We start from the raw sequence: 13,712 nt of genomic DNA, 5'->3' as shown, positions 1-13,712 counted from the left end.
GCCCCGTGAGAGGAGTCCGTTCATGTCCACCCGCCGTCTCACCACCGCCCAGGCACTGCTCGCCTTCCTGACCCGGCAGTACACCGAGCACCGCGGCACCCGGCACCGGCTGATCGCCGCCACCTGGGGCATCTTCGGGCACGGCAACGTCGCCGGGCTCGGGCAGGCGCTGCTCGAAACCGGCCACGGGGCCGGCGCCATGCCCTTCCTCCAGGGCCGCAACGAGCAGGCCATGGTGCACGCCGCCGTCGGCCACGCCCGCCAGTGCCGCAGGCTCTCCGCCCACGCCGTCACCACCTCCATCGGCCCCGGCGCCACCAACCTCGTCACCGGGGCCGCCCTGGCCACCGTCAACCGGCTGCCCGTCCTCCTGCTGCCGGGCGACACCTTCGCCGCCCGCCCGGCCGACCCGGTGCTCCAGCAGCTGGAGGTCCCGCACGGCGGCGACATCTCCGTCAACGACTGCCTGCGCCCCGTGTCGAAATACTTCGACCGGATCACCCGCCCCGAGGCCCTCGTCCCCGCCGCGCTCGCCGCGATGCGCGTCCTGGCCGATCCCGCCGAGACGGGGGCGGTCACGCTCGCCCTGCCCCAGGACGTACAGGCCCAGGCGCACGACTGGCCCGAGGAGTTCTTCGCGGAACGGGTGTGGCGGGTACGGACCCCCGAGCCCGACGGGCGCGACCTCGACGACGCCGCGCGGGCGGTACGGGCCGCCCGCCGCCCCCTGCTCGTCGCGGGCGGCGGCGTCCGGCACAGCGGCGCCGGGCCCGCCCTGCGGCGGCTGGCCGAGCTGACCGGCATCCCCGTCGCGTCCACCCAGGCCGGCAAGGGCTCCCTGCCGTACGACCACCCCGCCGACGTCGGCGGCATCGGCCACACCGGTACCGCAGCCGCCAACCGTCTCGCCCGCACCGCCGACCTGGTGATCGGCGTCGGCACCCGCTGGAGCGACTTCACCACCGCCTCCCGCACCCTCTTCCAGAACCCCGAGGTCCGCTTCCTCAACCTCAACATCACCGGCTTCGACGCCCACAAGATGAGCGGCCTGACCCTGATCGGCGACGCCGCCGCGGGCCTGGACCGGCTGTGCCGGGAACTGGCGGCCCGCACCGCCGACGGCGGGCAACCGCCCGCCCACCGCGTCGAGGAGGCGTACGAGGACGAGTACCGCCGGGCGAAGGAGGACTGGGAGCGGGCCGTGACCGCCGCCTACGCCGCCCCCGACGACAAGGCGGTCCCCACCCAGGCACAGGTCCTGGGCGTGCTCGACACCCTGGTCACCGGCGACGACATCCTGATCAACGCGGCCGGCTCGCTCCCCGGCGACCTGCACCGGCTCTGGCGGACCCGCTCCGAGGACCAGTACCACGTCGAGTACGGGTACTCCTGCATGGGCTACGAGATCCCCGCCGCCCTCGGCGTCCAGCTCGCCGCGCCGGACCGGCCCGTGTGGGCGCTGGTCGGCGACGGGACGTACCTCATGAACCCGACCGAGATCGTCACCGCCGTGCAGGAGCGGCTGCCGATCAAGGTGGTGATCCTCGACAACCACGGGTATGCCTCCATCGGCGGCCTCTCCGAGGCCGTCGGCGGCGAGCGCTTCGGGACCGCCTACCGCTTCCGGGCCGGCGACGGCACGTACCGAGGAGAGCCGCTCCCCGTGGACCTGGCAGCCAACGCGGCCTCGCTCGGAATGCGCACCCTGCGCGCCCGCACCCTCGGTGACCTGCGAGAAGCTCTCGAAGAGGCGCGCCGGAGCAGCGTTCCCACATGTGTCTACGCCGAGACCGAAACCGCAGACACAGTGTCGGGCCCCCCGGCGGGGGACGCGTGGTGGGATGTTCCCGTGGCCGAGACCGCGACCCGCCCGTCGGCGGTCCGGGCACGCGAGCAGTACGACCGGCACGTCGCAGCCCGACGCCACCACCTCTGAAGGAGTGCAGTACATGAAGACCGTCAACCACTGGATCGGTGGCAAGACCGTCGAGGGTGCGTCGGGCAACTGGGGCCCGGTCACCGACCCGGCCACCGGCGCCGCCGACACCCGTGTCGCGCTCGCCTCCGTCGAGGAGGTCGACGCGGCCGTGGCCGCCGCCAAGGCCGCCTACGCGACCTGGGGCACCTCCTCCCTCTCCGCGCGCACCGCGATCCTCTTCCGCTACCGCGCCCTGCTGGACGCGCACCGCGACGAGATCGCCGCCCTGATCACCGCCGAGCACGGCAAGGTGCACTCGGACGCGCTCGGCGAGGTGGCCCGCGGTCTGGAGATCGTCGAGCTGGCGTGCGGCATCACCACCCAGCTCAAGGGCGAGCTGTCGACGCAGGTCTCCAACCGTGTGGACGTCTCCTCGATCCGGCAGTCGCTCGGTGTCGTCGCGGGCATCACCCCGTTCAACTTCCCGGCCATGGTGCCGATGTGGATGTTCCCGGTCGCCGTCGCGTGCGGCAACACCTTCGTGCTGAAGCCCTCCGAGAAGGACCCCTCCGCGTCGCTGCGCCTCGCGGAGCTGGCCACCGAGGCCGGTCTGCCGGACGGCGTCCTGAACGTCCTGCACGGTGACAAGGTCGCCGTGGACCGCCTCCTGGAGCACCCGGACGTCGCGGCCGTCTCCTTCGTCGGCTCCACCCCCATCGCCCGCCACATCCACGCCACCGCCTCCGCCAACGGCAAGCGCGTCCAGGCGCTCGGCGGCGCCAAGAACCACATGCTGGTCCTCCCGGACGCCGACCTCGACGCGGCTGCCGACGCGGCCGTCTCGGCGGCGTACGGCTCGGCGGGCGAGCGCTGCATGGCGATCTCCGCCGTCGTGGCCGTCGGCTCCATCGGCGACGAACTGGTCGAGAAGATCGTCGAGCGCGCCCGGAAGATCAAGATCGGTCCGGGCAACGACCCGACGTCCGAGATGGGCCCGCTGATCACCGCCGCCCACCGCGACAAGGTGGCGAGCTACGTCACCGGCGCCGCCGCCCAGGGCTCCAAGGTCGTCCTCGACGGCACCGGTCACACCGTCGAGGGCTTCGAGAACGGCCACTGGATCGGCCTCTCCCTCCTCGACCACGTGCCGACCGACTCCGACGCGTACCGCGACGAGATCTTCGGCCCGGTGCTGTGCGTCCTGCGCGTGGACACCTACGAGGAGGGCGTCGCCCTCATGAACGCCTCGCCGTTCGGCAACGGCACCGCGATCTTCACCCGCGACGGCGGCGCCGCCCGCCGCTTCCAGCTGGAGATCGAGGCCGGCATGGTCGGCGTCAACGTGCCCATCCCGGTCCCCGTCGGCTACCACTCCTTCGGCGGCTGGAAGGACAGCCTCTTCGGCGACCACCACATCTACGGCAACGACGGCATCCACTTCTACACCCGCGGCAAGGTCACCACGACCCGCTGGCCCGACCCGGCCGACGCCCCCTCCGGCGTCGACCTGGGCTTCCCGCGCAACCACTGATCCACCCGCGCGCCGCCCCGCGGGGCGACGCGAAGCGGCCCGTACCGCCCCCCGGGGTCCGGTACGGGCCGCTGCCCGTGCGACGGGGCCTCAGGCGGCCGTCGTCAGCTCCTTCGCCGGGAGCACCCGCTCCGCGGCGGCCCGGTCCGTCTCCGCACCGAGCAGCTTCTTCATCGGCAGCACCGCGGCCCTGCCCGACACCACGAACGTCGCCGACAGGACCACCGCCGCGATGGCCCCGCCCAGGCCCACCATCACGTGCACCGGCACCGTGTACGCGCCGACCACCCGCAGCACCGACTCGAAGAGCAGCCCCGCACCCCAGATCAGCGAGAACCGCGCCTCGTGACGCCGCATCGGCCCCGGCGCCGCCGTCAGCCGCCGCCACGCCGCGGTCCGCTCCGTATCGCCGCGCAGCAGCACCGGCAGCACCGTCGAGGTCATCAGCGGCCTGCCGCACAGCGCCGTCACCAGCACCACCAGCCCCAGTGCCCCCGTGATGCCGCTGTCCTTGGCGAGCATCAGCCGCGGGTCACCGGTCACCGCGCTCAGGCCGAACCCGACCGCGTTGGCCACCAGGATCAGCGTGGCCAACGCGTTCAGCTGCCGCTCGGCCAGCGCGCTCCACACGGTGCGCACCAGCGGGACGACGCTGCTCAGGGCCAGCGCCGCGAAGGTGGAGAGACCGGCGGCGGAGAGGGCGTAGTACAGCCCGAGCGGCAGAGCGGCGTCCAGGGCCAGCGGCTTCAGACCCGCGATCGTGTCGTGCTTGCTGCTGCTCATCCGTCTGTCTCCTCGTCCCGCGACTGGTGTCGTGCTCCGGTACGAAGAAGCATGCCGGGAGCGGCAGTTGTGGCGGCAGTGCCGCCTGTACCGAGCTCCGTAGGACATTTGTCACGGGTGCCGGGGCGAGGCCGGGACCAACCGGTACTCCCGCTCGCGCAGCCCGTCCAGCAGGGCGGGCAGGGCCGCGACCACCGCCGGACTGCTGTCGTCCAGCAGGACGCTCCCGCCCGGCACCACCCCGTCCAGGGCCCGCCGCACCACGGCGTCCGGGTCCGTCGCCCCGTGCCCCGCCGCCCGTACCCCGCCCAGCACCTGCGTCAGCCCCAGCGTCCGGCAGAGCGCCGCCACCCGGCGGTCCGACACCCCGTGCGGCGGCCGGACCAGGGTGGGGGCGCGCCCGGTGATCTGGGCGAGCACCCGCTGGGTCTGCACGAGCTGCCGCCGCGCCTCCCGGGCGGGCACCTCGGTCAGCCGGGGCCGGGTCCAGGTGCCGTTGCCGACCTCGTGCCCCTCGTCGGCCATCCGCCGCACCACCTCGTGGTGACGGAAGGCCGGCTCCCGGCCCGTCACGAAGAACGTCGCCGAAACGGCCTCGTCGGCCAGCACGTCGAGCAGCTCAGCGGTGTGCGGCCCCGGTCCGCCGTCGAAGACCAGCGCCACGCACTTCTCGGCCCGGCAGTCCACCTGGGTGTCCGCCGAGCTGCCCGCGACAGCGCTCAGCAGGGCGGCGCCGACCAGCGCGACGGCGGAGACCAGGGAACGCTTGCGTTTCGTCACCGCAGACCGGTACCAGCGCGGGGCACCCGGCAAAACGCGGGCCCCGCCGCAGGTCACCCGGTCGGCTCGTCAACGTACCGCTGACGCACCGTCGGCCGGGCGGGCGGCGCGGACGCCGATGACGACGGTCGCCCCCGTCTCCTCGTCCGTCACGATCCGCGCCCGCAGCCCGCCGTGCTCCATCGCACGGGCCGTCCACCGGGCCTGCCGTTCACCGGTCTCGATCAGCAGACTGCCGCCCGGCGCCAGCCACCGGACGGCCTTTGCCGTCACCCGCCGCTGCACGTCGAGGCCGTCCGCCCCGCCGTCCAGGGCCACCCGCGGTTCGTGCTCGCGCGCCTCGGGCGGCAGCAGCGCGATGTCGTCGGTCGGTACGTACGGGGCGTTCGCCACCAGGACGTCGATCCGGCCGCGCAGCGACCCGGGCAGCGGCGCGTACAGGTCGCCCTCGAAGACGGTGCCGCCGAACGCCGCCAGGTTGCGCCGGGCGCAGCGCACCGCGGCGCTCTCCACGTCGGCGGCGTACAGCTCGATCCCCGGCAGCAGCGCCCCCAGCACCGCGCCGACCGCGCCCGAACCGCAGCACAGGTCGAGGACCACGGCACCGGGCCGGCGGGCGCCCGCCAGCGCGAGGGCGTGCCGGGCCAGGAACTCGGTGCGGGGTCTGGGCACGAACACCCCGGGGTCCACCGAGATCCGCCGCCCGCAGAACTCCGCCCAGCCCAGCACGTGTTCCAGCGGCAGCCCGCCGGCCCGCCGCCGCACCATGTCCGCCAGCTCGTCGGGCGTCCCCGCGGCGGCGAGCAGCAGCTCCGCCTCCTCCTCCGCGAACACACAGCCGGCCGCCCTGAGCCGGGTGACGGTGGCGGCGAGGGACAGCGCGGTACCGGCGCCGGGAACCCCGGGGCCCCCGGCGTCCGGGGAAGCGGCGGCGGGGGAGGCGGGCGAAGGGGGTGCGGCCTGCGAAGAGGGGGCGGCCGGGGACGGAACAGTCAGGAAGAGCGACATCGGAGAGCCTTTCGGTACGACCGAGGGCACTCTCCGGACCCGTACCGACTACACGTGAGTCGTACGACCGTGAGGCGAGAGCACCCGACCTGCGACAGCGGTAATGGGTCCCACCTCCTCGATCCGGGCCCCGCGCGGACGGCGGAGCGGCTGGAGGAGACCCTACCCTGCTGGTCAGCGCCCGTACAGGGGGATCAGGCGCTACGCGAACTCCCAGGTGAGCATCGCGAACACGCCGTCCGGCCGGGCCCCCGCCGCCGCGTAGGTGGCCAGCGCCGCCCCGTTGTCGGTGTCCACGCCCACCCACATGCCGCGGCAGCCGCGCGTCCGCGCCTCGGCGGCCAGCGCCCGCGTCAGGGCGCACCCGATGCCGCGCCGCCGGTGCCCCTCGTCGACGGACAGCTCGTACAGGCACATCTCGGCGCCCTTGTCCGGGTGCAGCATCTCGATGCCGGAGACGAAACCGGCCGGGAAGCCGTCCACCAGGGCGATCAGCATCAGATGCCCGGGGGCGGCCAGGAACCGGGCCGCCCACTCCTCGCGGGCGGGACCGTCGTAGAGGTGCTCCGCGGCGAGGAGTCCGGCGGTGGTGGTGGCGCGGCGGATCTCCATGCGGGGCCTCCCGGGGCGTGGCGGCGGCCGGGCGTACACCGACCGCGGTACGGCGGACCGGGCACCTACTCCCTCAGGAGGTGGGCGGGTTCCGCCTGGCGGCATCCTAGGGGCGGCGAACTGCCGCTTAGGGTCGGGAGTATGGAGAATCCCCTTCGCCGACGGCCCGGCGCGCGCCCGCGCGGCCGTCGGCTCGCCGCCGTGACCGCGGCGCTCGCCGTGCTGGTGGGCGGTGGTGTCTGGGCGTCCGCCGCCGCGGACGACCCGGTCCCGGTGCACAGGTCCGACCAGGTGCTCCCGATGCCGGGCGCGCGCATCGACACCTCCTTCTTCACCGACGGCACGAAGAAGCGCAGGCCGGCCGTGCTGATCGGGCACGGCTTCGGCGGCAGCAAGCAGGACGTCCGGGCCCAGGCCGAGGAACTGGCCAGGCAGGGCTACGCCGTGCTGACCTGGTCCGCCCGCGGCTTCGGCGCCTCCGGCGGGAAGATCGGGCTCAACGACCCCGACGCCGAGGTCAAGGACGTGTCCCGGCTGCTGGACTGGCTGGCCGCCCGCGACGACGTACAGCTCGACAAGGACGGCGACCCGCGCGTCGGCGTCACCGGCGGCTCGTACGGCGGCGCGATCTCGCTGCTGGCCGCCGGGTACGACAAGCGCGTCGACGCCATCGCCCCCGCCATCACCTACTGGAACCTGGCCGACGCGCTGTTCCCCGACGGCGTCTTCAAGAAGCTGTGGGCGGGCATCTTCGTCACCACCGGCGGCGGCTGCGCCCGCTTCGAGCCCAAGCTGTGCGAGCTGTACGAACGGGTGGCGGTCGACGGGAAGCCCGACGAGGCGGCCCGCCGGACCCTGGAGGCACTCAGCCCGTCCGCCGTCGCCGACCGCATCAAGGTGCCCGCGCTGATCGTGCAGGGGCAGAGCGACTCGCTGTTCCCGCTGAGCCACGCGGACGCCATGGCGAAGGCGATCAGCGCCAACGGCGCACCCGTCGCCGTCGACTGGATCGCCGGCGGCCACGACGGCGGCGACCGCGAGGACGCCCGCGTCGAGGGCCGGATCGCACGCTGGTTCGACAAGTACCTCAAGGGCGAGAAGGCGGCCGACACCGGCCCCGCCTTCCGGGTCAGCCGCACCGGCGGCGTCGACTCCACCAACGGCAGCGCCCAGCTCCGCGGCGCGGACGCCGACCGCTACCCGGGCCTGCGCAACGACCTCAGGGACGTCCCCCTCAAGGGCGCCGGAGCGGGCCCGGCGGGCGGCCTGTTCCCGGGCGGGGACGGCACACCCGACGAGGAGGGCGGCACCGGACCCGCGGCCCCGCCCGCCGCAGCCGCCGCCGCGGCCCGCGCCGCCGCCCGGCCCGGCGGCGAGCAGACCTTCGTCAACCCGGCCGGGGCCAACCCGCCCGCCATCTCCGGGGTGCCCGGCATCGGCGGCGCGCTTTCCCAGTTCTCCGGCCTCGGGGTCGGGCTCTCCCTCGACTTCCCCGGCCAGTACGCCCGTTACGACTCCGCCCCGCTGACCACCGGCCTCCAGGTCACCGGATCGCCGACCGTCAAGGTCAAGGTGAAGTCCGACCGCGACGACATGGTCCTGTTCGCGAAGGTCTACGACGCGAGCGCGAACGGACAGCAGTCCCTCCCGCACCAGCTCGTCACCCCGGTCCGGATCACCGGCGCCAAGGCGGGGAGGACGGTCGAGCTGACGCTGCCGGCCATCGACCACAAGTTCCAGGCCGGGCACCGGATGCGGCTGCTGCTCACCTCCACCGACCTCGGCTACGCCTCCCCGGCCGAGCCCGCGACGTACACCGTCTCCCTGGACGGCGGGCTGAAGGTGCCCACCGACCCGCGGCTGGCGACCGCCGCCGCCGGGCTGCCCGCCTGGGTGTGGGCGCTGCCGCTGGCCGGAGTCCTGGTCGCGGGCGTCCTGCTGCTCGGCGCGCGCCGCCGGGCCGCCGCCCCCGCCCCGGACCCCGCACTCGCCGACGTACCCCTCCAGATCACCGGGCTCAGCAAGCGCTACAGCAAGTCCAGTGACCGGTACGCCGTCCGCGACCTCTCCTTCCGCGTCGAGAAGGGCCAGGTCCTCGGACTGCTCGGGCCCAACGGCGCGGGCAAGACCACCACCCTGCGCATGCTGATGGGCCTCATCACCCCCGACGCCGGGGAGATCCGCGTCTTCGGGCACGCCATCCGGCCCGGCGCACCGGTCCTCTCCCGGGTCGGCGCGTTCGTCGAGGGCGCGGGCTTCCTCCCGCACCTCTCCGGCCGCGCCAACCTCGACCTGTACTGGCAGGCCACCGGGCGCCCCGCCGAGGACGCGCACATCGACGAGGCATTGGAGATCGCGGGCCTCGGCGACGCGCTCCAGCGCGCGGTGCGCACCTACTCCCAGGGCATGCGGCAGCGCCTGGCCATCGCCCAGGCCATGCTCGGCATGCCGGACCTGCTGATCCTCGACGAGCCGACCAACGGCCTCGACCCGCCGCAGATCCGTGAGATGCGCGACGTGATGATCCGTTACGCGGCCGGCGGACGCACCGTGATCGTCTCCAGCCACCTGCTGTCCGAGGTGGAGCAGTCCTGCACCGACCTGGTCGTGATGGACCGGGGCAAGCTGGTGCAGGCCGGTCCCGTCGCCGAGATCATCGGCTCGGGCGACACCCTGCTGGTCACCGTCGACGGCGAGGTGTCCGAGGCGGTCGTGGAGAAGGTCGGCGCGCTGGCAGGCGTCGACTCGGCGCTGCGGGCAGAGGGCGGGCTGCTGGTCCGGCTCGACGGCCTGACCTCGACCGCGCTCATCGCCGAACTGGTGCGCCTGGACGTACCGCTGACCGGTGTGGGACCGCACCGCCGCCTGGAGGACGCGTTCCTCACCCTGATCGGAGGCTCCGCGTGAGCAGCACCCTCGCACCCGTCCCGGGGCCGGGCACCGACACCGCCCCCGGCTACCGGGCGGGCCGCACCCTGCCCTTCCTGGTGGAGGCCAAACGGCAGTGGCGCAGGCGCCGCACGATGGTCATGGCGATCATCCTGGGCGCGCTGCCGTTCGTCCTGATCGCCGCGTTCGCCATCGGCGGCACCCCCGAGGAGCGCGGCGGCAGCGCCAGCGGCCGGATCAACCTGATGGACACGGCCACCGCGTCCGGCGCGAACTTCGCCGCCACATGCCTGTTCGTGTCCGCCGGGTTCCTGCTGGTCATCCCGGTCGCCCTGTTCTGCGGCGACACCGTCGCCTCGGAGGCCAACTGGTCCTCCCTGCGCTACCTGCTGGCCGCCCCGGTGCCCCGGGCGCGGCTGCTGTGGAGCAAGCTGGCGGTGGCGCTGACGTTCAGCCTGGCGGCGATGGTGCTGCTGCCGCTGGTCGCCCTGGTCGCGGGGACGGCGGCGTACGGCTGGGGCCCGCTGGAGATGCCCACCGGCGGTGCGCTGCCGGCCGGTACGGCGGCCCCGCGCCTCGCGCTGGTCGTCGCGTACCTCTTCGTCTCCCAGCTGATCACCGCCGCCCTCGCCTTCTGGCTGTCCACGAAGACGGACGCGCCGCTGGGCGCGGTCGGCGGCGCGGTCGGCCTGACGATCGTCGGCAACGTCCTGGACGCGGTCACCGCGCTCGGCGACTGGCGCGACTTCCTGCCCGCGCACTGGCAGTTCGCGTGGGTGGACGCGCTCCAGCCGCAGCTGGAGTGGGGCGGAATGATCAAGGGGTCGGCGGTCTCGGTGACGTACGCGCTGATCCTGTTCGCGCTGGCCTTCCGGGGCTTCGCCCGCAAGGACATCGTGTCCTGACGGGCCCCCTGCGACCGGCCCGATGTCCGGAACGGAGCTGCGCTCCGCGCCGACTCCGGACATCATGAGCAGCATGTCAACTCTTCTGCTCGCACTGGCAGTTGTCTCCACCGGCCTCTACGCGGGCATGATGCTGATCTTCCTGACCGGCATCATGCCCGCGCTGGCACGGGTCCCGGACGAGCAGTTCGTGCCGGTGATGCGCCGCCTCAACGAGGCCGTGCCGCGCGGGATCTTCGTACTGACCATGTTCGCGTCCGTGGGATTCCCCGTCGCCGCCCTCTTCGTCGCCCCGGACGGCGGCCGTACGGACACCCAGCAGTGGCTGCTGATCGGCGGCCTGGTCCTGTCGTTCCTCAACCACGCGGTGACGGCGGGCGGCAACGTGCCGCTCAACACCGCCCTGGCGGCCTCCGAACGCACCGGCACCACGGACGCGGCGGCCCGCGCCGCCTTCGAGTCCCGCTGGAACCGGCTGCACGCGGTGCGCACCCTGCTGGCTCTGGCCGCGTTCGGCCTGGTGACGGCGAGCGCGCTGGTGTAGCGGGGGAGCGGGCCGGGCGCGGGCCGGCGCGGGTGCCGGGACGCGCCCCGGCGCTCACTTCCGCAGCAGGGCGAACAGCTCCTCCCAGCGCTCCGCCACCACCTCCGGCGCGTACCGCCGCGCCTTCTCCCGGGCGGCGTCCCCGAGCCGCTCCCGCAGCTCCCGGTCCGTCAACAGCCGCGCGAGCTGGCGGGCGAGTTCGTCGACGTTGCCCGGCCGGGCGAGCAGCCCGTCGACGCCGTCCGTGACCAACTCCCGCACCCCCGGCGACACGTCGAAGGCGACACACGGCAGCCCGGCCGCCATCGCCTCCAGCGGCGCCAGCGGAAAGCCCTCCTGCCGCGAGGGCAGGACGAACACGGCGCTCTCCGCCAGCACCCGGGGCACGTCCGCCGCGTACCCCATCCACTCCACGGACGCGGAGATCCCGAGTTCGGCGCACTGCTTGTGCAGCGCGTCCGCCCGTGCCCGCGCCCCCGTGCCGCCCGCCCGGTCCGTGGCGTCCCCGTACAGCCGCAGCAGCCAGCCGGGGTGGTGCGGGGCGAGCTGCGCCCAGGCGTCGAGGAGGATGTCCGTCCCCTTGTCGTGGTCGAGCCGCCCGACGAAGACGACGCACCGGCCGGTGCGCGGCGAGGGCAGCTCGGGGCGGCCGATCAGCGGGCTGGGCATCACCCCCACGTTGTTCAGCCAGCTGCGGATCCACCAGTCGGCGTCCTGCCGGGTCGGGGCGAGCACCCGGTCCGCGTGCTGCCGGTAGAGCCAGCGCAGCCGCTGGTAGCGCCCGGAGCGCTTGGTGACCGCGTACGGCTCGTGGCTCATCACCACCACGGACAGCCCCGCGGTGTCGGCGAGCGCCACCCACTCCAGCGCCCACCCCTCGGTGACGACCACGACCCCGGCCGACCCGGGGCCGCCGGGCCGCTCCCGGAACAGCGCGGACAGCTCCTCGGCCTTGGCCCGCATGCCCCGCTCGTGCGCCCGCCGCCGCAGCCTGCCGACGGGGCCGGCCCGGCGGCGGGCCCTGCCGGGGGCGGCCGGCGGCGGCCCGTCGTACAGGGTGCTGACCCGGTACGCGGGTCCGCCGCCCGAGCAGTCCGGGCCGCCCGAGTCGCCGGGGGCCGCGTCCGCCGCCCGCCGCTCCTCGGCGCCCGGGGCGATGCCGATCAGGTGGACGTGGTGCCCCGCCCCGGCGAAGAGTCCGGCCAGCTGCCGGGACCGGAGAGCGGGGCCGAAGCGGGTGTCGGTACTGCCGGAGACGAGGAAGAGGTCCAAGTGCGTTCCCGAGTCGAGTGACGGAGGGCGGGGCCGGGTGCTGGGTGCCGGGTGCCGGGTGCCGGGTGCCGGGGGCCTGGAGCCGAGCGGCCGACGTGCGTGGCCCGGTTCACCGGCGCCCCATTTCCCTGGAAATCTACCCAAACCGATATCAATATCGGGGGAGGGTGGGAGGCCGTGGGCCTGTCGCCCGTCACCCCCATCGCCCCTCACTCCGCGATCGAGACTTTCGGCAACCCGGCGTATCCCATCGACCGACGCGCCGCCGTCCACCGGACGGGCACGCTTTCCCCGTACGACTCGGACCCCCGGGGGGACTCACGGAGCCCCGGGGCCGCCACGGGACCCACAGGGCCCCCAAGGGCGCACGGAGGGACTGATCCACGGTGCTGGACAAGAAGAGCGGAACGCCGGACGGGCCGACCGTCCTCAAGCAGTCGACCGGATCGCTGGTGGGGATCGCGGCGGCGTTCCTGCTGCTGGGCGCGGGCGTCGGCTGGCTGGTCAAGCTGGGGGCCAAGTGGCTGCTCACGCTGGACTGGCCGCCGTTCCAGGGCCCCGCCAAGCTGGTGACGTCGATCCCCGAGCCCGGCCTGACCTTCGCCATGATCGGGCTGGGCGCGCTGGCGGGCCTGGTCCTGGCGTTCGTCGCGAACTTCGAGGAACTGTCGGCCGAGATCACCGCCGAGCACATCACCCTCACCCGAAAGGGAAAGAGCTGGCAGTTCCAGGGCCGTGACGTCGCGCTGGCCCTCTGGGACGACAAGCAGTTCGTGCTGGTCGCCCGCGACGGCACCGAACTGGCCCGCGAGCGGACCGACCTGCCCCGCGCCCGGCTGTCGGCCGCGCTCGCCGCGCACGGCTACGCCTGGGCCGACGAGGACCCCCACAGGAACGAGTTCCGCCGCTGGATCCCCGGCGCGGCCGGCCTCCCCGACGGCGCCCACGCCCTGCTCAAGACCCGTGCGGCCACCCTGGAAAAGGGCTCCGACGACGAACAGCTCCGCGAACTGCGCGCCGAACTGGCCCGACTGGGCGTGGTGGTGCGGGACGAGAAGAAGCACCAGTACTGGCGCCTGTGATCTTCACACCGGCGCGCGGCCGGCGGCCCCCGTCGCGGGGCGACCGCCCGCACGCTTCCCGCCCGTACGGACACCGGTGACCTTTATGTCACCGCTATGCGCCCCTCGCTAGCCTGCCCGCACCAGCACGAAGGCCCTCCCCGGAGGAAGGGCCCGACGGTGCGTGCGTACTGCGCCCCCGGCAGGACTCGAACCTGCGGCCAAGCGCTTAGAAGGCGCCTGCTCTATCCACTGAGCTACGGGGGCCGGTGGTGGGCCTGGGGCCCGGGTCGGCCGGTGTGGCCGTTGCCGGGGACAAGGATAGGGCTCCTGTCGCCGTGGCCCGGTTGCTTCACCTGCGTGGCACGATGTGGAGGTTCGGTGAAGCGCCCCCGATAATCGCAGGCGA

Annotated in this window: 11 protein-coding genes and 1 tRNA gene; 6 read left to right on the top strand and 6 right to left on the bottom strand. The window is 74.1% G+C overall.

Annotated elements, in window-relative coordinates:
• Positions 1–22 precede the first annotated feature (22 nt).
• Both iolD and ACFYVL_RS21780 read left to right on the top strand, forming a co-directional pair.
• A complete protein-coding gene (gene iolD / locus ACFYVL_RS21785) occupies positions 23–1,936 on the top strand; it encodes a 3D-(3,5/4)-trihydroxycyclohexane-1,2-dione acylhydrolase (decyclizing) (protein ID WP_389247206.1) in 1,914 nt (637 codons plus the stop codon).
• 13 nt (positions 1,937–1,949) lie between these two features.
• The gene (locus ACFYVL_RS21780; RefSeq protein WP_389247204.1) at positions 1,950–3,449 is read left to right on the top strand and encodes a CoA-acylating methylmalonate-semialdehyde dehydrogenase; all 1,500 of its coding nucleotides are present in this window, start codon (positions 1,950–1,952) and stop codon (positions 3,447–3,449) included.
• A 90-nt stretch (positions 3,450–3,539) separates the two neighbouring features.
• Here the strand turns inward: ACFYVL_RS21780 and ACFYVL_RS21775 are convergent, their stop codons facing one another.
• The 4 genes from ACFYVL_RS21775 to ACFYVL_RS21760 all read right to left on the bottom strand — a co-directional run bounded on the left by ACFYVL_RS21775 (position 3,540) and on the right by ACFYVL_RS21760 (position 6,632).
• Complete coding sequence (locus ACFYVL_RS21775; RefSeq protein ID WP_389247202.1) at positions 3,540–4,232, bottom strand: VC0807 family protein; 693 nt, start codon at positions 4,230–4,232, stop codon at positions 3,540–3,542.
• A gap of 111 nt (positions 4,233–4,343) precedes the next feature.
• Positions 4,344–5,012 carry a polysaccharide deacetylase family protein gene (locus tag ACFYVL_RS21770; protein WP_389247200.1) on the bottom strand — a complete coding sequence of 223 codons (669 nt, stop codon included), beginning with the start codon at positions 5,010–5,012 and terminating at the stop codon, positions 4,344–4,346.
• 69 nt (positions 5,013–5,081) lie between these two features.
• Positions 5,082–6,020: a putative protein N(5)-glutamine methyltransferase gene (locus ACFYVL_RS21765; protein WP_389247198.1), complete on the bottom strand. Its 939-nt coding sequence runs from the start codon at positions 6,018–6,020 to the stop codon at positions 5,082–5,084.
• 201 nt (positions 6,021–6,221) lie between these two features.
• Positions 6,222–6,632, bottom strand: a complete 411-nt coding sequence (locus ACFYVL_RS21760) for a GNAT family N-acetyltransferase (protein WP_389247196.1) — start codon at positions 6,630–6,632, stop codon at positions 6,222–6,224.
• Positions 6,633–6,773: 141 nt separating this feature from the next.
• Between ACFYVL_RS21760 and ACFYVL_RS21755 the strand changes: the two genes are divergently transcribed.
• The 3 genes from ACFYVL_RS21755 (at position 6,774) to ACFYVL_RS21745 (ending at position 10,970) form a co-directional block, all read left to right on the top strand.
• A complete protein-coding gene (locus tag ACFYVL_RS21755; RefSeq protein WP_389247194.1) occupies positions 6,774–9,539 on the top strand; it encodes an alpha/beta fold hydrolase in 2,766 nt (921 codons plus the stop codon).
• Positions 9,536–10,426 carry an ABC transporter permease gene (locus tag ACFYVL_RS21750; protein ID WP_389247192.1) on the top strand — a complete coding sequence of 297 codons (891 nt, stop codon included), beginning with the start codon at positions 9,536–9,538 and terminating at the stop codon, positions 10,424–10,426. Before ACFYVL_RS21755 ends, ACFYVL_RS21750 begins: the two co-directional genes overlap by 4 nt.
• 73 nt (positions 10,427–10,499) lie before the next feature.
• Positions 10,500–10,970: a DUF1772 domain-containing protein gene (locus ACFYVL_RS21745; protein WP_389247190.1), complete on the top strand. Its 471-nt coding sequence runs from the start codon at positions 10,500–10,502 to the stop codon at positions 10,968–10,970.
• Between the two features lie 54 nt (positions 10,971–11,024).
• Here the strand turns inward: ACFYVL_RS21745 and ACFYVL_RS21740 are convergent, their stop codons facing one another.
• A complete protein-coding gene (locus ACFYVL_RS21740) occupies positions 11,025–12,242 on the bottom strand; it encodes a glycosyltransferase (protein ID WP_389247188.1) in 1,218 nt (405 codons plus the stop codon).
• Positions 12,243–12,628: 386 nt separating this feature from the next.
• On the opposite strand from ACFYVL_RS21740, the gene ACFYVL_RS21735 reads away from it, so the two are divergent.
• The gene (locus ACFYVL_RS21735; RefSeq protein ID WP_389247187.1) at positions 12,629–13,324 is read left to right on the top strand and encodes a hypothetical protein; all 696 of its coding nucleotides are present in this window, start codon (positions 12,629–12,631) and stop codon (positions 13,322–13,324) included.
• Positions 13,325–13,497: 173 nt separating this feature from the next.
• Here the strand turns inward: ACFYVL_RS21735 and ACFYVL_RS21730 are convergent.
• A tRNA-Arg gene (locus tag ACFYVL_RS21730) sits at positions 13,498–13,570 on the bottom strand.
• Positions 13,571–13,712: the final 142 nt, after the last annotated feature.

The sequence above is a fragment of the Streptomyces sp. NPDC004111 genome, from assembly GCF_042874215.1.
Classification (GTDB): Bacteria; Actinomycetota; Actinomycetes; order Streptomycetales; family Streptomycetaceae; genus Streptomyces.
This window is presented reverse-complemented; position numbering and strand designations above follow the sequence as displayed.